This window comes from Chryseobacterium tongliaonense (assembly GCF_041224435.1).
Taxonomy (GTDB): domain Bacteria; phylum Bacteroidota; class Bacteroidia; order Flavobacteriales; family Weeksellaceae; genus Chryseobacterium; species Chryseobacterium tongliaoense.
In genome coordinates, this window is record NZ_JBGFFD010000010.1 from 91,931 (window position 1) to 112,004 (window position 20,074).

The 20,074-nt window shown below is 38.4% G+C and carries 19 protein-coding genes and 1 riboswitch; of the genes, 6 read left to right on the forward strand and 13 right to left on the reverse strand.

Annotation, left to right across the window (positions count from 1 at the left end; translation table 11 throughout):
* The first annotated feature begins 43 nt into the window (after positions 1-43).
* The gene (locus AB8P06_RS18190) at positions 44-2,311 is read left to right on the forward strand and encodes an aconitate hydratase (RefSeq protein ID WP_369843657.1); all 2,268 of its coding nucleotides are present in this window, start codon (positions 44-46) and stop codon (positions 2,309-2,311) included.
* Between the two features lie 65 nt (positions 2,312-2,376).
* Here AB8P06_RS18190 and AB8P06_RS18195 read toward each other — a convergent pair whose 3' ends face one another.
* Both AB8P06_RS18195 and AB8P06_RS18200 read right to left on the reverse strand, forming a co-directional pair.
* Positions 2,377-3,063 (reverse strand): LytR/AlgR family response regulator transcription factor, encoded by a 687-nt coding sequence (locus AB8P06_RS18195; protein ID WP_369843658.1) that lies wholly within the window; start codon positions 3,061-3,063, stop codon positions 2,377-2,379.
* Complete coding sequence (locus tag AB8P06_RS18200) at positions 3,056-4,075, reverse strand: sensor histidine kinase (protein WP_369843659.1); 1,020 nt, start codon at positions 4,073-4,075, stop codon at positions 3,056-3,058. The genes AB8P06_RS18195 and AB8P06_RS18200 overlap by 8 nt, the downstream gene beginning before the upstream one ends.
* Positions 4,076-4,264: 189 nt before the next feature.
* On the opposite strand from AB8P06_RS18200, the gene AB8P06_RS18205 reads away from it, so the two are divergent.
* On the forward strand, positions 4,265-6,388 hold the full coding sequence (locus AB8P06_RS18205) for a TonB-dependent receptor domain-containing protein (protein WP_369843660.1): 2,124 nt from the start codon (positions 4,265-4,267) through the stop codon (positions 6,386-6,388).
* A 29-nt stretch (positions 6,389-6,417) separates the two neighbouring features.
* Positions 6,418-7,257 carry a DUF5694 domain-containing protein gene (locus AB8P06_RS18210; RefSeq protein ID WP_369843661.1) on the forward strand — a complete coding sequence of 280 codons (840 nt, stop codon included), beginning with the start codon at positions 6,418-6,420 and terminating at the stop codon, positions 7,255-7,257.
* Between the two features lie 265 nt (positions 7,258-7,522).
* Here the strand turns inward: AB8P06_RS18210 and AB8P06_RS18215 are convergent, their stop codons facing one another.
* The 11 genes from AB8P06_RS18215 to AB8P06_RS18265 form a co-directional block, all read right to left on the reverse strand.
* The gene (locus AB8P06_RS18215; RefSeq protein ID WP_369843663.1) at positions 7,523-8,233 is read right to left on the reverse strand and encodes a HesA/MoeB/ThiF family protein; all 711 of its coding nucleotides are present in this window, start codon (positions 8,231-8,233) and stop codon (positions 7,523-7,525) included.
* 6 nt (positions 8,234-8,239) lie between these two features.
* Positions 8,240-9,361: a 2-iminoacetate synthase ThiH gene (gene thiH, locus AB8P06_RS18220; RefSeq protein WP_369843665.1), complete on the reverse strand. Its 1,122-nt coding sequence runs from the start codon at positions 9,359-9,361 to the stop codon at positions 8,240-8,242.
* Positions 9,362-9,369: 8 nt separating this feature from the next.
* Positions 9,370-10,143, reverse strand: a complete 774-nt coding sequence (locus AB8P06_RS18225; RefSeq protein WP_369843667.1) for a thiazole synthase — start codon at positions 10,141-10,143, stop codon at positions 9,370-9,372.
* Entirely contained in the window at positions 10,140-10,754 is a 615-nt protein-coding gene (locus AB8P06_RS18230; RefSeq protein ID WP_369843669.1) for a thiamine phosphate synthase, read from the reverse strand. Before AB8P06_RS18230 ends, AB8P06_RS18225 begins: the two co-directional genes overlap by 4 nt.
* 2 nt (positions 10,755-10,756) lie before the next feature.
* Complete coding sequence (locus AB8P06_RS18235) at positions 10,757-11,350, reverse strand: thiamine phosphate synthase (protein ID WP_369843671.1); 594 nt, start codon at positions 11,348-11,350, stop codon at positions 10,757-10,759.
* Positions 11,347-13,158, reverse strand: a complete 1,812-nt coding sequence (thiC, locus tag AB8P06_RS18240; RefSeq protein WP_369843673.1) for a phosphomethylpyrimidine synthase ThiC — start codon at positions 13,156-13,158, stop codon at positions 11,347-11,349. The genes AB8P06_RS18235 and thiC overlap by 4 nt, the downstream gene beginning before the upstream one ends.
* Positions 13,159-13,186: 28 nt before the next feature.
* A complete protein-coding gene (gene thiS, locus AB8P06_RS18245) occupies positions 13,187-13,393 on the reverse strand; it encodes a sulfur carrier protein ThiS (RefSeq protein WP_369843675.1) in 207 nt (68 codons plus the stop codon).
* 60 nt (positions 13,394-13,453) lie between these two features.
* A riboswitch (TPP riboswitch) is annotated at positions 13,454-13,550 on the reverse strand.
* 215 nt (positions 13,551-13,765) lie between these two features.
* The gene (locus tag AB8P06_RS18250; RefSeq protein ID WP_369843677.1) at positions 13,766-14,443 is read right to left on the reverse strand and encodes an RluA family pseudouridine synthase; all 678 of its coding nucleotides are present in this window, start codon (positions 14,441-14,443) and stop codon (positions 13,766-13,768) included.
* Entirely contained in the window at positions 14,444-14,761 is a 318-nt protein-coding gene (locus AB8P06_RS18255; RefSeq protein ID WP_369843678.1) for a hypothetical protein, read from the reverse strand.
* Positions 14,762-14,764: 3 nt separating this feature from the next.
* Positions 14,765-15,580 carry a 3-methyl-2-oxobutanoate hydroxymethyltransferase gene (panB, locus tag AB8P06_RS18260; RefSeq protein WP_369843680.1) on the reverse strand — a complete coding sequence of 272 codons (816 nt, stop codon included), beginning with the start codon at positions 15,578-15,580 and terminating at the stop codon, positions 14,765-14,767.
* Positions 15,581-15,642: 62 nt separating this feature from the next.
* Positions 15,643-16,356, reverse strand: coding sequence for a Crp/Fnr family transcriptional regulator (locus tag AB8P06_RS18265; protein ID WP_369843682.1), 714 nt, complete (start codon positions 16,354-16,356; stop codon positions 15,643-15,645).
* A gap of 89 nt (positions 16,357-16,445) precedes the next feature.
* Here AB8P06_RS18265 and AB8P06_RS18270 point away from each other — a divergent pair, with 89 nt between their 5' ends.
* The 3 genes from AB8P06_RS18270 to AB8P06_RS18280 form a co-directional block, all read left to right on the forward strand.
* Positions 16,446-18,824, forward strand: coding sequence for a heavy metal translocating P-type ATPase (locus tag AB8P06_RS18270; RefSeq protein ID WP_369843686.1), 2,379 nt, complete (start codon positions 16,446-16,448; stop codon positions 18,822-18,824).
* Positions 18,825-18,933: 109 nt separating this feature from the next.
* Positions 18,934-19,158 (forward strand): cbb3-type cytochrome oxidase assembly protein CcoS, encoded by a 225-nt coding sequence (gene ccoS, locus AB8P06_RS18275; protein WP_007844171.1) that lies wholly within the window; start codon positions 18,934-18,936, stop codon positions 19,156-19,158.
* A 5-nt stretch (positions 19,159-19,163) separates the two neighbouring features.
* On the forward strand, positions 19,164-20,074 hold a 911-nt coding region (locus AB8P06_RS18280), incomplete at its 3' end, for a cbb3-type cytochrome c oxidase subunit I (protein WP_369843684.1).

Below are 20,074 nucleotides of genomic sequence, written 5' to 3' on the forward strand. Positions count from 1 at the left end.
GCTGCAGATAAACATAAATGTATAAACATTAATTCTAAGAGATATGACTTTTGATATTGATATGATCAAAAAAGTGTACGAACGTTACCCGGAAAGGATTGCTGCGGCAAGACAAATCGTGGGAAAACCGCTTACGCTTTCAGAAAAAATCCTTTATACCCACCTTTGGGAAGGAAATGCCACACAAGCACATGAGAGAGGAAACTCTTACGTAGATTTTGCACCGGACAGAGTAGCTATGCAGGATGCCACTGCACAGATGGCTCTTTTGCAGTTTATGCAGGCCGGAAAATCTAAGGTTGCAGTTCCTTCAACAGCACATGCAGACCACCTGATCCAGGCGAAAGTAGGTGCTGATAAAGATTTACAGGAAGGGATCAACAAAAACTCTGAGGTTTTCAACTTTCTGAGCTCTGTTTGTGATAAATACGGAATCGGGTTCTGGAAACCGGGAGCCGGTATCATCCACCAGGTTGTTTTAGAAAACTACGCATTCCCCGGAGGTATGATGATCGGTACCGATTCTCACACCGTAAATGCAGGAGGTCTCGGTATGGTAGCCATCGGTGTAGGTGGTGCTGATGCCGTAGATGTAATGGCAGGAATGGCTTGGGAACTTAAGATGCCTAAACTTATCGGTGTAAAATTAACCGGTAAAATGAACGGGTGGACGTCTGCAAAAGATGTTATCCTGAAAGTAGCAGGAATTCTTACCGTAAAAGGTGGAACAGGATGTATCGTAGAATATTTCGGAGAAGGGGCACTGTCTCTCTCAGCAACCGGTAAAGGTACTATCTGTAACATGGGTGCTGAAATCGGAGCGACAACTTCTACTTTCGGATACGATGATTCAATGAGAAGATATCTGGCTGCTACAGGAAGACAGGATGTAGTGGATGCAGCTGACAAAATTGCAGAACACCTGACCGGTGATGCTGAAGTATATGCAAATCCTGAACAATACTTTGATCAGGTAATTGAAATTAACCTTTCTGAATTGGCTCCTCATTTGAACGGACCTTTCACTCCGGATTTGGCAACTCCTGTTTCTGAATTCAGAGCTAAGGCTGAAGCTAACGGATGGCCTCTTGAGGTTGAATGGGCATTGATCGGATCTTGTACCAACTCTTCTTATGAAGATTTATCAAGAGCTGCTTCAATCGTTGAAGATGCGGTTGCAAAAGGTGTTAAGCCTAAAGCGATCTTAGGGATCAACCCCGGATCTGAGCAGGTAAAATTCACTGCAGAAAGAGACGGTTTCTTAGATTCTTTCAGAAAATTTGAAAACGCAAGAATCTTTACTAATGCCTGTGGACCTTGTATCGGACAATGGGATAGAGAAGGTGCTGAAAAAGGAGAGAAAAACTCTATCATTCACTCTTTCAACAGAAACTTTGCGAAAAGAGCCGACGGTAACCCGAATACTCACGCATTTGTAGCTTCTCCGGAAATGGTAGCTGCTGTTGCGATCTCAGGAAGACTGGATTTCAATCCGATTACAGATACTTTAACGAATGAATCCGGAGAGCAGATAAGATTAAACGAACCTCAGGGTTATGAGTTACCTGAAAAAGGATTCGCTGTAGATGATAACGGATACCAGGCTCCATCTGAAGACGGATCTTCAGTAGTGGTCAATGTAAGCCCTACATCAGACAGGCTTCAATTACTGGAAGAATTCCCGGCTTGGGACGGTAAAAACATTGAAGGAGCTAAAGTTTTAATCAAAGCTTTCGGAAAATGTACTACCGACCACATCTCTATGGCAGGGCCATGGTTGAAATACAGAGGTCACCTTGATAATATTTCAAACAACATGTTAATCGGAGCAGTAAATGCCTATAACATGGAAACCAACCATGTTAAAAACGAACTGACAGGTGAATACGGCGAAGTACCTGCCGTACAAAGAGCTTACAAAGCTTCCGGAATTCCTACTATCGTTGTGGGTGACCAGAACTACGGTGAAGGATCATCAAGAGAGCACGCAGCCATGGAACCAAGACACCTTGGTGTAAAAGCCGTATTGGTCAAATCTTTCGCAAGAATCCATGAAACAAACCTTAAAAAACAAGGTATGCTTGGAATAACTTTTGCCAATGAAGCTGACTATGATAAAATTTTAGAAGATGACACGGTTAACTTCCTAGATTTGGATCAGTTTGCTCCAGGTAAGCAATTAACTTTAGAGTTTGTACATGCTGATGGAACTAAAGACATCATCATGGCTAACCATACTTATAACGATCAACAAATTGATTGGTTTAAAGCAGGTTCTGCTCTTAACTTAATTAAACAACAGGAAAATTAATTGTTAGACTTATTTAATCATAAAAAAGCAACTTCGATTGGAGTTGCTTTTTTTATTTGAGATTTCTATTTGATTTTATTTAAAAGATTGGGTCTGTAACTTTCTCCTATGGGAATTTCCTTATCTGAAAAAAGAGTGACTTTTTTAATATCCAGACTTTTAATCTGGTTCAGATTAATAATATATGATTTGTGGATTCTTGCGAAAGATTTTTCATTAAGCTGCTGCTCCAGTGATTTGAGGGTATCCAGAACGATATACTCTTCTGTGGCAGTTCTGATATTCACGTAATCTTTAATACTTTCAATATAAAAAATATCATTAAAATTGATCCGGTGCAACTGTCCGGATGATTTAACGAAAAAATGTGATTCCGCATTATTTTCCTGAAATGAAAAACGTTCCTGAGCCTTCAATGCACTTTTCTGAAACCTTTCAAAAGAAATCGGCTTCAGAAGATAATCTACAATATTATGTTCATATCCTTCCAATGCGTATTCCGAGTAGGCTGTCGTCAGAATATATTTTTGCCGGTCACCCAAAATTTTCATAAAATTGATTCCTGTAAGCTCCGGCATCTGAATATCCAGAAAGATAAGGTCTGAATCATTTTTCTGCAGATATTCCAAAGCATGTATCGGATCCTCTGTAGAAAAAACCAGTTCAAGAAAAGGAATTTTTTCTACATAATGTTCCAAAAGAGAGATTGCCAATGACTCGTCATCTACAATGATGCATTTTATCTTATTCATTTCTTAAATCAATTTTTAAATCTACAATAAATTCCGTTTCTGAATCTTTGATCTCAAGGTCATGTTTGGGATATAATATTTCCAGTCTTTTCTTCACATTCTGAATACCAATTCCGGATACTATATCTTTCATTTTTTGTGTTTTATAGTTAAAAAGGTAAAAGTGCAAAACCTCATCATGACCTGAGATTTTCATTTTAAAACCTTTATCACGAAAATCGCCGTGCTTAAAAGCATTCTCCACAAAAGGAACCAGCAGCATCGGGGAAATCTTCAGATGAGGATGCTGTATATTCTTCTCAATGATCAACAGTTCCGGATTTCTGATCCTAAGCTTCTCCAGAGCGATAAGGCTGTCAATATATCCAATTTCCTTATCCAGAGAAATGGTGTCTTTTTCAAGATCTTTTGTGCTGTACCTCAACAATTGTCCAAGCTCTTCAATAGCAGGGAGGGCTTTATCTGATTTCTGATAGACAAGCGAGTAGATATTATTTAAAGAATTAAAAATAAAATGAGGATTGATCTGGGTTTTCAGCGCCTGAAGTTCTGCCTGTTTCTTTTCGATCAGAAGTTGCTTTTTATCATTTTCAGCCACACCATATTTCTCGAGTATCCATAAAATGCCGGCAATAAAAGTAGTCAGAGAGCTATTGTATATATTATCGAACAAATAGTAGAGAAGCCCTATATTTTCATCATAATTGCGAAAGCCAAGAGTAGGAGGCAGGATCAATTCTTCCAAAGCATATCTCATACTGGCAAAACACAGCAGAGTCAGTATAAAAACGAAAACTGCCGAATACAATTTCTCAAGTTTAAAAACCTTTGGAAAAATAAAGAAATACGAAATATAAAATGTGCTGATTTTTACAATAAAAAATGTAATCCTCAGAATGTGTATTTCACGACGGTTGGTCTCCGGGACAAAAAAATTAGGAGTAATGACAGTTCCTATAAAATCGAACCCCCAGTAAATAATTTGAAGCCAGATAATTTGCTTTTTATTCATATTCAAATATAAATCTCTAAAGGCATAATTCATCGATCGTTTTCGACAAAAACCTGTTTTTTTCCGACGAAATTTATTTGATACACAGAATTCCGCATTTCATCTAAAAACTGTTTTACCAACAACTCTCATCCCATATTTTTGTCTGAGAAATGTAATATAATTATCATTTAATCTGTCATTTATAATATGAAAAAACACATTTTATTTATAACATCCCTGGTTTGTTTCTTTTCAGCAGCACAGACCAAAGACACCGCCAAAGTCTACAAAATAGAAACGGTTACTGTGAATGGTAAAAAGAATCTGGTAGAGCGTAAAGTGGATCGTCTTGTTTACAATGTTCAGAATTCTATGCTTTCACAAGGAAGTTCCGGAACTGAGGTTCTTGCCGGCACTCCTTTATTACAGGTAGATGAAAATAAAGGTCTTCTTTCCATAGCGGGGAAAAATGGAGTTTCTGTAATGGTCAATGACCGGATGCTTAATCTTTCCGGGTCAGAGTTGATCAACTACCTTCGAAATCTGCGCTCTGAAAATATTCTGAAAATTGAAGTGATTACCACTCCTCCTGCTAAATATGAAGCTCAGGGCAACAGTGGAATTATCAATATCGTTCTTAAAAAAAACCAGAATCTTGGATGGAATGGTTACCTCAACACCGATTATACTCAAAAAACATATGCAGCGTTCAGTACAGTGGCAGGAGCAAACTATCAGAATGAAAAAATAAAAGCTTCTGTAAAACTGATGGGATACGATGGCCACAAAAGATCAGTAGAAAATTATAAAATAACAGGTGAAAATTCCTCTGTAAACATAAATGAAAGAAGGGATATGAATGACGGATTGGGTCTGAATGCCAATTTTGATTATTCTCTCACTAAAAATTCCAATGTAGGACTGGTATATGATATTTCGAAGGGACATTATGATATGGATATCAGCTCAAAACAAAACTATTTCACCAACAATACCCCCATTTTACAAACAGATACAGATTCAAGGCACCGTTCTACTTTTACTTCACAAATGCTGAATTTATACCTTGACCAGAAATTAGGAGAGCATAAGCTAAGCCTGGGCGCCAATTATTATGGAAACCTTCCGGATACTGAAGTTAATTTTACTACAAGAAATATTGCCAACAATTCAACACAAGTGGTAAGAAATCTTTCATCTGTGGATTATAAAATATATTCCGGTCAGGCAGATTTAACATTAAATTTCAAAAAAATCCAACTGGAAACCGGAGCTAAATACAGTCAGTTTTCCAATAATTCGGACATTGGATATTTCAATTTAATCGATGGTGATTATATTATGGATCCTGCCAGAAGTAATCAGTTTGATTATGATGAAAAGAATTATGCTGCCTATCTGAGTGCCAGTAAAGATCTTGGCGAAAAATGGTCTGTCAAGGCAGGCCTTCGTTATGAATATACACAAACCAACGGATTCTCACCTACTACGCAATCTCAGTCCGAAAACAATTACGGTAAGTTTTTCCCAACAGCCTATCTGTCTTATAAAGCCAATAATAACAATCAGTTCAGCATTAATTATTCCCGGAGAATCAACCGCCCTTATTTCCAGGCTTTAGATCCTTTCCGGTGGTATTCCAATCCGAACACCTATTATTCGGGAAATCCGAGCCTGCAGCCTTCTTTTAATCATAATATCGAACTCAACTATATTTTTAAAAATAAATTTTCTGCCCAGCTATATTACCAGAGAACAACAAATAATTTTGACCAGATTTCATTTCTGAACGGCATTGATCTTACCAGCACTTATGAAAATTACTACAATCAGAATATTTACGGGATCAATCTGAATTATACAGATACTTTCTTCAAAATCTGGGAAAGCAATATCTCCACTTCGTTCAGCTATAATGAGACTCAGATTACACAGTTCAATTTAGTTCCTAAGAACGGGCAGTCGTTTTATTATTCCCTCAACAATACATTTCAATTAAATAAGGCTAAAACATTCATGTTATTTATCAACTACTGGAATAATCTGCCATCCAGGGACGGGTATCTTTCTGTAAGGAACAAGGCAAGCTTTGATGTAGGAATCAAAATGAGCTTTGTGGAAAAAGCTCTTCAGATCAATCTTTCGGTAAGCGATATTTTCAGGCAGTCCGGACTTAAGGCTGATATGTATTTTACAGATAATACACAGTCATTCAACAACTATTGGGACGCCCGAAGAATGACGCTCAGCATCACTTATAATTTTGGAAACCAGAAAATAAAATCAAATAACAGAGCGGTGAATTTCGAAGAGAAAAACCGTGCACAATAATTTAATACTAATTTTAAAAAAATAAACTTATGAAAACTTTTATTTATATTTTTCTTATATGCCTTTCTACCTCAGTATTTGCTCAAAAAAAGCCTTCAGATTATTTTACAAATTCAAAGACGAAAGTTTTGGTTGTCGGCTCATTTCATTTTGATTATCCTAATCTGGATGCCCATAAAATCAATAAGGAAGATCAGATAGATGTACTTTCTCCCAAAACAGCAAAAGAAGTCACAGAACTTGTAGAATATATCAAAAAATTTAAACCAACAAAGATTGCAATTGAAGCCTGGCCAAGCTGGAATGCCAATCAAAAGCTGAAGGAATACAATGAAGGTAAACACCGCGACAAAAGAGATGAGCGTTATCAGCTGGCTATGAGAATAGCCAATGAGCTTAAAATAAACGAATTGTTTAGCATTGACGCTGAATCTGTTCTGGATGACCTTGAAAAACAGTTTGGGAAAACTGATTCTGCATTTTTTAAAGACCTCAGTAAGGATTATGATTTCAGAAGTGATGATCCGATATCTCAACAGTTTATTGCCTTCTACAAGAGTTCTGAGCCTAAAAATTTCAAATCTCTCTTAGACACTTTTACTTATATGAATTCCAAAGAAAGCCATCAATACGGATACGGAGCTTATTTGAGTGGTGATTTCAAACTGAGAGAATATGACGGTGCAGATATGCTTGCGCTTTATTGGTACAGCAGAAATCTGAGAATGTTTCGCAATATTCAAAACATTCCTCACAATGGTGAAGACAGAATTCTTGTGATTGCCGGAAATGGCCATGCAGCAATATTACGGCAGCTTTTTACCTCTTCCGCAGAATATGATTTCACTGAGTTTTCTTCACTGAAATAAATAAAAATGACAAAATTCATTTTTTGTCTAACAGAATATAAAGAATGTCTAAGCTTTAAAATATAGCACGAGAAATTTCGGATTATCCATCAATTATAAAATTCCAAAGAAAAACAAATTGGCCAAAGAAGCCCCGAATATCTTAAACAGCACTAAGAAAGAAGATAACGGCGGAGTAATGCAGCAGGGGCAGTAATTCATTTTCAATATTACTTAAGTTCGGCGGCGGGCTTTGCCCGCCGCCGAACTTTTAAAACAATATAATTTAAAAATCCAGATTCTGAAATCTCCAGTTTAAAGTATCTATCAATGTGATCCGATTGACCGTAACGGGCAGCTCTGTGATTATTTTCAAAGCCTGATGCGCCATCATACTTCCGATGATCCCGGGTAATGAGCCCAGCACTCCAAGGCTGTCACAATCGGGAACCTCTTCATTAAATGGTGGTTCGGGAAAAAGATCTCTTAAATTTTTACTTCCTTTATAGTTGAAAACAGCCACTTGACCTGAAAAACCCAGGATACTTCCATAGACCAAAGGTTTATTTATTTTTACACTTATATCGTTGATAAGATACCTGCTGGTGAAATTATCTGAGCCATCGACAATAATATCGTATTGTGAAAGAATTTTTTCTGCATTGGAACTTTCTATTTTTTCTTCAATTCCGATACAGTTTACCTGATGATTAAGCAACTCCACAAACTTTTCAGCACTTTTTACCTTTGAAATTCCTACACTATACTCATTGTGAACAACCTGCCGGTTTAAATTATGCAATTCTACGGTGTCAAAATCTACAATGCCCAGAGTACCCACTCCTGCTGCTGCCAGATATTGAATCACAGGGCTTCCCAACCCTCCGGCGCCAACGACAAGTACTTTTGCATCTCTGATTTTTCTCTGCCCTTCCATACCTATTTCGTCAATAAATATCTGGCGGCTGTATCTTGAAAAAAGATCTTCATTTTTCATTGTCAATTATTTAAATCCGTTATACACCGAATCCCAGTCTTTCATTACAGGATCATATCCCGCGGATTTGATCATTTGCCTTATCGTATTCATGCTTCTTTCATCACTGGTTTCAAACTGTTCCAGAGACTGCTTGTCAACTGCATATCCTCCCGGATTGGTTTTTGATCCTGCACTCATGGCTGTTGCCCCTAAAGACACAATATGATTTCTGAACTTTTCATTTTCTCTGGTTGAAATTGATATTTCAAGATCTTCATTCCAGATTCTGTAGGCACAGATTAGCTGTAAAAGGTCTTTGTCTTCCATGATAAAATTAGGTTCAATAATTCCTTCCGCTGGCCTGAGCCTCGGAAACGACACAGAGAAACGGCTCTGCCAATATTGTTTTTGCAGATAATCAATATGTAAAGCATTAAAGAAACTATCTACTCTCCAGTCTTCCAGCCCCAGCAAAACACCTAAACCTATTTTATGAATTCCTGCCTTTCCGATTCTGTCTGGTGTTTCAAGGCGAAAATCAAAGTTTGATTTCTTTCCTTTCGGATGGTAATGTTTATAGACTTCCTGATGATAAGTTTCCTGATAAACCAGCACAGAATGTACTCCTTCCTGATGCAGCCACTCATATTCTTCTTCTGATAAAGGCTGCACTTCTATTGAGATATTGGCAAAATGAGGTTTCAATAAACGGACAGCATTGAGAAAGTAAGAGATTCCAACGGTTTTATTCGCTTCTCCGCTTACCAGTAGCACATGATTAACGCCCATTGATTTAAGCACCGTTGCTTCTATGATGATCTCCGTATCAGAAAGGGTTTTCCTTTTAAGCTTATTATCTAAACTGAAACCACAGTAGGTACAGATATTCTGACATTCATTGCTGAGATACAGTGGTGCGTAAAGCTGGATGGTTTTACCGAAACGTTTCCGGGTAATTGATTGTGCCATATTCGCCATTACCTCCAGTTTTGGAGCCGCAGCTTCTGAAATCAGATTTAAAAAGTCATCTACTGTTTTCTGCTTTTTCTGCAGGCTGTATTCTACATCAGACAGGGTGACATTTTCAAGTTTCAGTTTTATTTCTTCCCAATGGTATTTCTTAAAAACCTCATCAAACTTCATCATAACCCATCTTATTCAAACAAAAAAGAAGTTAGCGGACTGGAAGCTTCAGCATGCTGATTGATCACTCCTAATCCTGATTCATAAGCTCTTCTTCCTGCAATAACGCCTTCTTTAAATGCCAATGCCATATTCACGGGATCTTTTGCCACGGCAATAGCTGTATTCACCAAAACGGCATCAGCTCCGATTTCCATTGCCTTTGCAGCATCCGAAGGCGCTCCTATTCCTGCATCTACCACAACCGGAACATTGCTCTGGCTGATAATAATTTCTAAAAAATCAAGCGTTCGAAGTCCTTTATTCGTTCCAATTGGAGCTCCTAAAGGCATCACGACTGCTGTCCCTGCATTTTCCAGGCGTTTGCACAGCACCGGGTCTGCATGAATGTAAGGCATGACGATAAAACCAAGTTTGGCCAGCTCTTCTGTGGCATACAGGGTTTCAATCGGATCGGGCAATAAATATTTCGGATCGGGATGAATTTCCAATTTCACCCAGTTGGTTTCCAAAGCTTCTCTTGCCAACTGGGCAGCCAATACTGCTTCTTTCGCAGTACGGGCACCTGAAGTATTGGGCAAAAGATGGGTTTTTGTTGGTTTCAAAGCATTTAACAGGTCATCTTCAGACGAGCCGGTATCTATTCTTTTTAATGCCATCGTTACCATGTCTGTTTCTGAAGCTATGATTGATTGGGTCATTTCCGCTAAATTTCCAAACTTCCCGGTTCCCAGAAAAAGCCTGGATTCAAAAATTCTGTCTGCTATTGTTAGTTTCTGATTCATTTCATGAGTTTTATAAATTCTTTTACAATGGTTGGCTGGCGGGTAATCTGCCCGGAAACAGCCACTCCGTAAATTCCGGTTTGCTGTAATAATTCTATATCGTTTAAAACAACTCCTCCTATTGCATAGATTTTTGGAATACTGATCGACGATTTTTCCAGATCCCGAAGAATCTGCTGATACCCTTCAAATCCTAAAACAGGACTCAGTTTTTCTTTTGTATCTGTGAATCTTAATGGTCCCAATCCGATGTAATCACATTGCTCTTCTATTCTCTGAAGTACATCTGTTATTGTATTCGCTGTTCCACCGATTATTTTATTCTTTCCGAGAATTTGTCTCGCTTCAAGTACCGAAGTATCATCAAGTCCCAAATGCACACCGTCAGCATCAATTTTTTTAGCCAGCTGTACATGATCATTAATGATGCAAACTGCCTGATATTCTGAACACAGTAGCTGTGCTTTAACACAAAGTTCTTCGAGTGCACTTTCAGAAGCATTTTTCCAGCGTACCTGAACCCATTGTACGCCGGCATCAAGTGCTTTACGGATATTCAATTCCTGCTCTTCTCTTGTATTTCCCTGAGAGATATATTGTATTTTTTCCATGATCAATTTTGAATGGTCATTATATTCCTGCATTTCCTGAAAACTTCCACAGGACGGTTATCCTGCCACACCGCTCCCAACAGAGCGATTCCATCGATATTTTCAGGAAGCAATTCACTACAGTTTGTTTCATTAATTCCACCTAAAGCAATTAATTTTACATTCCGGTTATTCCGTTGTCTGCATTCTTCCCGGATTGTCGTATCATCACCATACCCTTTTTTAGAGATACTCGGATAAAACGGACTTAAGAATGCATATTCCCAATGATCATCCAAAGCATTAAAAGCCTGAATATCATGCACAGAAGTAGACAGCATATAATCCTGAATATATTCCTGGTATATTTTATTCTGCCGATCAGCTTCTCTGATATGTAACCTGGAAATATCATATTTTGAAGCCAGTTCAAAATGACTGTGCAATACCACTTGTGAGAGAAAATTTTCATCAATCCTATTCAAAAAAACTTCCATCTCCTGCTTGCTTATCAGAGGTTTTCTCACATGAAGTATATCCAGCCCTTCCGGAAACATCTCATTGATATGCTTTGTTTCATCAGGGAGACATTCTTCCGGCGTTATCACGATGATCACAGATAAATTTCTTTTCCGCTTTCGATAAACTCCATTGATTTATCAAGCATTCCTTTTTCTGCTGATTCCCTTATTTCCTGGGTGATTTTCATCGAGCAGAATTTAGGTCCGCACATTGAGCAGAAATGAGCGATTTTAGCCCCTTCTGCAGGCAGTGTTTCATCATGATAAGCTCTTGCGGTATCCGGATCTAAAGAAAGGTTAAACTGATCTTCCCATCTGAATTCAAACCTGGCTTTACTTAAAGCATTGTCTCTGTATTGCGCTCCTGGATGCCCTTTTGCCAGGTCTGCAGCATGAGCCGCCAGCTTGTAGGTAATTACCCCGTCTTTTACATCTTTTTTATTCGGAAGTCCTAAGTGTTCTTTCGGGGTTACATAACAAAGCATGGCACATCCGAACCAGCCAATCATCGCCGCTCCTATCCCGGAAGTGATATGATCATAACCCGGAGCGATATCTGTAGTCAGTGGTCCTAATGTATAAAACGGTGCTTCATGACATTCTTTCAGCTGCTTGTCCATATTTTCCTTGATCATATGCATCGGCACATGCCCGGGACCTTCTATCATCACCTGTACATTATGTTTCCATGCGATTTTTGTCAGCTCGCCCAAAGTTTCCAGCTCTGCAAACTGTGCCGCATCGTTGGCATCTGCAATAGAACCGGGGCGAAGACCATCACCCAGAGAAAAAGCGACATCATATTTCTTCATAATTTCACAAATCTCCTCGAAATGGGTATACAGAAAATTTTCTTTGTGATGATAAAGGCACCATTTTGCCATAATAGATCCGCCTCTGGAAACAATTCCCGTTACGCGGTTAGCTGTCAGGTGAATATATCTCAGCAAAACTCCGGCATGAATTGTAAAGTAAGAAACTCCCTGCTCAGCCTGTTCTATTAAGGTATCTTTAAAAATTTCCCAAGTCAGGTCTTCAGGAACTCCTTTTACTTTTTCCAGAGCCTGGTAAATCGGGACGGTTCCAATCGGCACCGGGCTGTTTCTGATGATCCATTCTCTTGTTTCATGTATATTTTTTCCGGTAGATAAATCCATAATCGTATCTGCTCCCCAACGGCATGCCCAGACTGCTTTTTCCACTTCTTCCTCGATGCTTGATGAAACTGCGCTGTTTCCGATATTTGCATTTATTTTCACCAGAAAATTCCGCCCGATGATCATCGGCTCACTCTCAGGATGATTGATATTATTGGGAATGATTGCTCTTCCGGCTGCGATTTCGTCTCTTACAAATTCGGGAGTAATCTTATTTTTAGGGGTGTTTGCTCCAAAGCTGTTTCCGGTGTGCTGGGAAGACATTTCTTTTGAAACCGATTCAAGCTGCTCAATCCGCTGGTTTTCCCTGATGGCAACATATTCCATTTCCGGTGTAATGATTCCCTGTCTTGCATAAAAAAGCTGAGTCACTTCCTGATCTTCTTTTGCTACTTTCGGTTTATGATTATAGGAAAAACGAAGCTCATCAAGACGGGAGTCTGCCAGACGTGTCCTTCCGTATTCTGAGGAAATCTGATCTAAAACATGTACATCTTTCCTGTCCAGAATCCATTGTTCTCTTATTCTCGGGAGGCCTTTTAAAATGTCAATTTCTGCATTTTCATCGGTGTAAGGTCCTGATGTATCATAAATGGTTACGGGAGAATTATGCTCAAGCGTTCCGTTGGTAAGCTTTGTTGCGCTTAAATGTATTTCCCGCATTGCTACACTGATAGGATATAATATTCCTTCAACATAAATTTTCTTAGAGTTCGGAAAAGGCGAACGTGTAATTGAATGCGCCATAAGTAATTTTGGTATTAATGGGTATGAGTTAACCGCCTTGTGTGGCAGTGATAATTAAAACTGAATCCTGATCCTGAAGCAGAGTATCCGGCCATGACGATATGGGGATAATGCGGTTGTTGAGTGCAACAGCAATCCCCTTTTTGCGGCCCGGAGCTTCCAAAGCCATCAATGCTTCCAGATTTTCGGGAAGTACATCAAAAGTTTTTCGTGTGTGATTGATTATAAGTTCCATTCCTATGTTGTATTACATCAACTTTAGGAATGGCTATGATCGTACAATGGAATGTACAACAAAAGTCATCTCACTTTTCCCTACGCTGGTATGATCCAGATCAGGTTCAAAGGGTAAAGTCTCAGTCTGTTTGCTACAGACACCCCTAAAGTATGGGACGAAATTAGGCTATTTTTTTAGAATGGACAAAATTTTGAAATAAAAAAAGACTGCTTCGGGTTTGAGCAGTCTGTATTTTATATAAATTAATTTATCGCAAGGTTAGACAAGAATAAAGCAGAAGAATCTAAGTTAAAGATAAGCAGAGTCGTTTCACTTACTGATGAAACACAAATGAAACCTGATCATCATTTATGCTATTAATTATCAAAATTATTCTTCACAGGCTCTCCAGATTGCGTCGTTTTGCGGGACAGGAGCTGTGATTTGAATGTTTTCTTTTGTTACCGGATGAATAAATTCCAGTTTTCTAGCATGAAGATTGATTCCGCCATCGGGATTAGAACGCGCCGCGCCGTATTTCAGGTCTCCTTTTATCGGAACTCCGGTTTTAGATAGCTGTGCCCGAATCTGATGATGTCTTCCGGTTTCAAGATCAATTTCAAGAAGCAGGTAATTATCCAGACTTTTAATAACATGATAGGTTAAAATGGCTTCTTTGGCACCATCCGTTGCTTTTGGAAAAACGATCGCTTTGTTATTTTTTTCGTTTTTCTTTAAATAATGAATCAGCCTTTGACTTTGAGGAATCATTTCTTTGGCTACAACTGCCCAATACGTTTTTTTTATTTCCCGGTTTTTCACCATCTGGGTAAGTCGGGAAAGCGCTTTGGAAGTTTTAGCATAGATCACCAATCCTGAGGTCGGTCGGTCTATACGATGCACCAAACCGAGAAAAACATTTCCCGGTTTGGCATCTCTTTTTTTTATAAAATTTTTTATTGACTCCAGTAATGATTCATCTCCGGTCTTATCTCCCTGTACAAGCTGACCGACTTTTTTATTGATCACCAGAAGATGGTTGTCTTCATAAACAATCTGTTCCTCCATTTATCTGTTGGGTCTGTTGGATAATGATAAAATAATTCCACCGAGAAGTCCTAATGTTTTCATTCCTGCCAATCTTGATTCCAATGGTAAAAATGCTCCGATAATACAAAGTGCGGCAGCAGCATACATCGGGTAAACAAAATTTCTGTTTGAAAGAAAAGGAGCCTGAATAGCAAAGCTTATTCCTATCAGGATATAAAATACTCTTCTGGAAAGTATATTGCTGACCTCCGGAGAGAAGAAATTAAACCATCCGGCTGCAAGGCAGATCAATGCAACAACGGAAATAACTCCTTGTATAGTCTGTTGGTTTTTCATCAATTAGTAACTTTCTTTTTCGTTTGGAAAATCTACGTTTTTCACATCTTTTACATATTGGGCAACGGCACCAGTGATTTCCGTATAAAGATCAAGATATCTTCTTAAGAATTTCGGGCTGAAACCCTGATTCATTCCCACCATATCGTGGTATACCAAAACCTGCCCGTCACAATGAGCTCCGGCTCCGATTCCGATGGTTGGGATTGAAATGCTTTCTGTTACTTTTTTAGCTAATTCAGCCGGGATTTTTTCAAGAACGACAGAAAAACATCCTAATTCTTCGAGAAGCTGTGCATCGCTGATCAGTTTTTCGGCTTCCGCTTCTTCTTTTGCTCTTACTTTATAGGTTCCGAATTTATAGATCGACTGTGGGGTCAACCCTAAATGCCCCATCACCGGAATTCCGGCATTGATGATTTTCTTTATTGATTTGGAGATCTCTTTTCCACCTTCGATTTTCACTGCATGCGCACCACCTTCTTTCATCATTCTTACGGCAGATTCCAAAGCTTTCTCCGGATTACTCTGATAAGTTCCGAAAGGTAAGTCTGCTACAACCAAAGCTCTGTCGGTCCCTCTTACCACACTCTGGGCGTGATAGATCATCTGGTCTAAAGTGATCGGAAGAGTTGTTTCAAAACCTGCCATTACATTGGCCGCAGAATCTCCGATCAATACGGCATCAATTCCGCCGGCATCCACCATTTTAGCTGTTGTGAAGTCGTATGCCGTAAGCATTGTTATCTTTTCCTTGTCGAATTTCATTTTACGCAAGGTTTCAGTCGTAACTTTTTTAATTTCAGAATGAACAGACATAATGTATCTATTTTTTAAAAGTTAAAAAGTCGGCTTGCGCCGACTTAAGTTTTTGTATGATTTTATAAAACTACGTGTCCTAGTTTCATGAGTTTATCGTGATTCAGAATTTTAATGTTTCTTCCGTCTACTTCGATGAGATTATCCTGTTTAAATTCGGAAATTAAACGAATGGCACTTTCAGTAGCTGTCCCGATAATATTGGCAATTTCTTCTCTCGTCAAAGAGATCTTAATAAACCCTTCAGGATCAACGCCTAATTTCTGTTCTAAAAGCAACAGTATTTCCGCTAATCTTTCTCTTACGGTTTTCTGGGCCAGGAATGTGATGGTATTTGAAGACTCTCCCAACTCGTATGAGATTTTCTGGAGCATTACAAATGACAATTGGGAATCTACTTCCAGAAGGTACATAAATACATCTGCAGGAAGAAAAACACAGTCAATGTCTGTCATCGCTTCTGCTTTAGCCTGAAAATTTTCCCCGCAAAGCAGAGAACGGTATCCGATGATATCTCCTTCTTTGATAAATCTTAAGATCTGATCTTTCCCGAAAGCTCCGGATTTTGAAAGTTTAGCCGCACCTTTTTCCAGGACATACACTCCTTTCGGGGTTTCTCCATCCTCGAAAATAGTATCATGTTTCTGAAAACTCAGTTTCTTTTTGGCGTTAATGTATTTTTCAAAATCTGTGCTAGAAAGTCTTTCTTTAAATGATTTATCATTAAAAACTCTGGCAAATCTTTCCTCTATCGCGATCTGTTGTTCCTGCGGCATTTTTTATGACATTTATCACAAAAATAGAACATTTTAACTCGATAAACAAAAAAAATTGTTATAATTTTGTACGTCAATAATTTATGGAGGTGAGCGAGAACTGTTTTCATTGTGGTCAAGGGATAGAAAAGGAAAGAATTCTTTTCGATGAAAAAATTTTCTGTTGCAACGGTTGTAAATCGGTCTACGAAATTCTGAATACCAATAATTTAAGTAATTTTTACGAATTAAATAAAAGAGCCGGGATTCGTCCCAGTGATGAAAACTCCTCTCAGTTTGATTATCTGGACACTCCTGAAATTTTCGAAAAAGTAACTGATTTCTCTGAAGGAAACACCAGTCTGGTTACTTTCAAAATCCCTGTAATACATTGCTCTTCCTGCATATGGCTATTGGAAAGCCTTCATACTTTAAACGAGCACATCAAATATTCTCAGGTCAACTTCACCAGAAAGACCTTACAAGTTTCATTCAATCATAACGATTTAAAATTAAGCGAATTAGCTAATTTTTTAACTAATCTCGGATATAAGCCTGTTATCAGCCTTGAAACTGCAGATAAAAATGTAGATCATCTTGACAAATCGCTGCTTGTAAAATTTGCAATTGCCGCGTTTGCTTTTGGTAACGGAATGTTCCTTGCCTTCCCTGAATATGTGGGTGGAGAGGATTATTGGATGGACCATTACAAGGGGCTTTTCAGAACGCTTATGTTTTTATTGGCCTGCCCTGTTGTATTCTACTCAGCTTCTGATTATTACAAATCTGCATGGTACGGACTGAAAAATAAGATCGTCAATATTGATGTTCCGATTGTACTGGGAATTTTAGTGCTTTTCGGAAGAAGTGTGTATGAAGTTGTGACAGATTACGGTCCGGGTTATTTTGACACCTTATGCGGGCTATTATTTTTCATGCTTTTAGGTAAGATTTTCCAGAAAAGGACATACAATGCACTTTCCTATGACAGAGATTACAAATCATTTTACCCGATCGCCGTTACGAAGGTAGATTTTGAAGGTAAGCAGGAAAATATTTTACTTTCAGAGATCAAAGTCGGAGACAGAATTTTAGTAAGAAATCAGGAAATCATCCCCGTTGATGCCATTCTGATCAACGGAGAAGGGAATATTGACAACAGCTTTATTACCGGAGAAAGTGTAAGTATCAGCAAACAGCCGGGAGATAAAATTTTTGCCGGTGGAAAGCAGATCGGCTCTTCCCTGGAGCTTGAAGTGATTAAAAATGTTGACCAGAGTTATTTAACCCAGCTTTGGAATAAGGAAGCATTCAAGAAACATGAAACCGGATTGGACACCCTGACCAATAATATCAGTAAATATTTCACATTCATCATTTTAGGCATTGCTCTGATTTCAGGGATCTATTGGTCATTTATCGATCTTGAAAAAATGTTCCAGGTGATTTCCGCAATTCTGATTATTGCCTGTCCGTGTGCACTTGCCTTGTCTGCTCCGTTTACTTTCGGACACATTATGAGAATCTTGGGCCGGAATAAATTTTATGTAAAAGATACGCTGACAATCGAGAAAATTGCAAAACTTAATACAATCGTTTTTGATAAAACAGGAACCATCACTCACAGGAGGAAATCGAACATCAAATACGAAGGATCTGAGATCGAGGAATTTGATTTACTGAATATCAAGACTTTATTAAAAAACTCCAATCACCCGCTTTCAAAATCCCTGTATGAATTTTTAGAAATCCAGGATGGCTATTTTCCGGTAGAAAACTTCCGGGAAATCTCAGGAAAAGGCTACGAAGCCAATGTGAGGGGAAATATTTATAAAATAGGTTCTGCAAGATACAACAATCAGGAAGCCAAAAACCTGGAGACCGCCGTTTACATTAGTAAAAACAACGAGTTTATAGGTAAATTTATCTTTAAAAATGAGTACCGGGAAAATCTTAAAGATCTGTTCAAAAAACTTACAAATTATAAAATCTTTATCCTGAGCGGGGACAATTCTTCTGAAGAAAATCAGCTGAAGGATTTGATTCCCAATTATCAGGCTATGGCTTTTAATCAAAGCCCTGAGGATAAACTGAATTATATTAAAACACTTCAGGACCAAAACCTGAAAGTAGCGATGCTTGGAGATGGTTTAAATGATGCAGGAGCACTAAAGCAAAGCAACGTAGGGATTGCCATTTCTGATGATTCCAACAGCTTTACTCCTTCTTCAGATGTTATTATGAATGGTGAAAAAGTAGTCAGTCTCGACCATTATCTGAATGTTTGTAAGGGTTCGATCACAATTGTGAAAATGACATTCATAATCAGTTTCCTGTATAATATCGTTGGTTTAAGTTACGCAGTTACAGGACATATGCATCCGCTTTTTGCAGCAATCCTCATGCCAATAAGTTCGATAACGGTGGTTACATTCACCACACTTTCAACCTGGATACTGGGAAGAAAATACTTCAAAAAACAGCCTTAAAAGCCCTTATTTAGACTGATTTTAAATTAGCTGAAATCCGCATTTCGTGATGAATGTCATTATTTTTCACTAAATTTGAACCCCGAAAATAGGTTAATTTTGTTGTCAAATGGATATTCTATATTTAATGATCCTATGCAGTGTTTCTTTAGCTGCAATTTTCTTGGTCGTTTTTATAGTCAACGCCAGGAAAGGACAGTTCGAGGATGATGAATCTCCGGCTGTAAGAATTCTCTTTGACTCCGGTGAAATAAAGGAAAAAGAAGATACTGGCAACAAATCAGACGAAAAAGAAAAAGGAGAAAATAATAAAATTGAAGAAAAAAGTGAATAGTTGATATGGAAACACAAAAGTTTAGTTATGACAATAGTATTGTCCGTGCGTTCCTTTATGCGACCTTAGTTTTCGGTCTTATAGGATTTACGTTCGGGCTTACGGCGGCATTAATGCTTTTCTACCCGGAATTGCCGGAATTTTTATTCGGTACAGATGATACCACCATCAAAAGTCTTGCATCAGGCAATATTCAAGGGTTAATAAACACTCATGGTGCATTTGGTTTTGGTAGAATCAGAATGCTTCATACCAATACCGTAATCTGGGCATTTGTATGTAATATCGTTTATACCGGTATTTATTACTCATTACAGAGATTATTAAAAACGAGAATGTACAGTGATACATTATCTTGGCTACATTTCTGGACATGGCAACTTATGATCGTTGCTACGTTTATCACATTCTTTATGGGGATCAACACCTCTAAAGAATATGCAGAACACGAATGGCCGATTGACATACTGATCGCTTTCTCATGGATTATTTTCGGGATCAATATGTTCTTAACTATTGCGAAGAGAAGGGTAAGACACTTGTATGTAGCCATCTGGTTCTATATCGGTACCTGGATTGCAGTAGCCATGCTTCATATCTTTAATAATTTAGAAGTTCCATTATCATTCACTGGCTGGAAATCTTATTCAGCATATGCAGGGGTAAAAGACGCTATCGTACAATGGTGGTACGGTCACAATGCAGTAGCATTCGTATTGACAACTCCGGTTTTAGGTTTGATGTATTACTTCCTTCCGAAGGCAGCAGACAGACCGGTATTCTCCTATAAACTGTCTATTATTCACTTCTGGTCATTAATTTTCGTATATATCTGGGCTGGTCCTCACCACCTTCAGTATACAGCACTTCCTGCATGGGCACAGGCTGTGGGAACAGGTTTCTCAATCATGCTTAT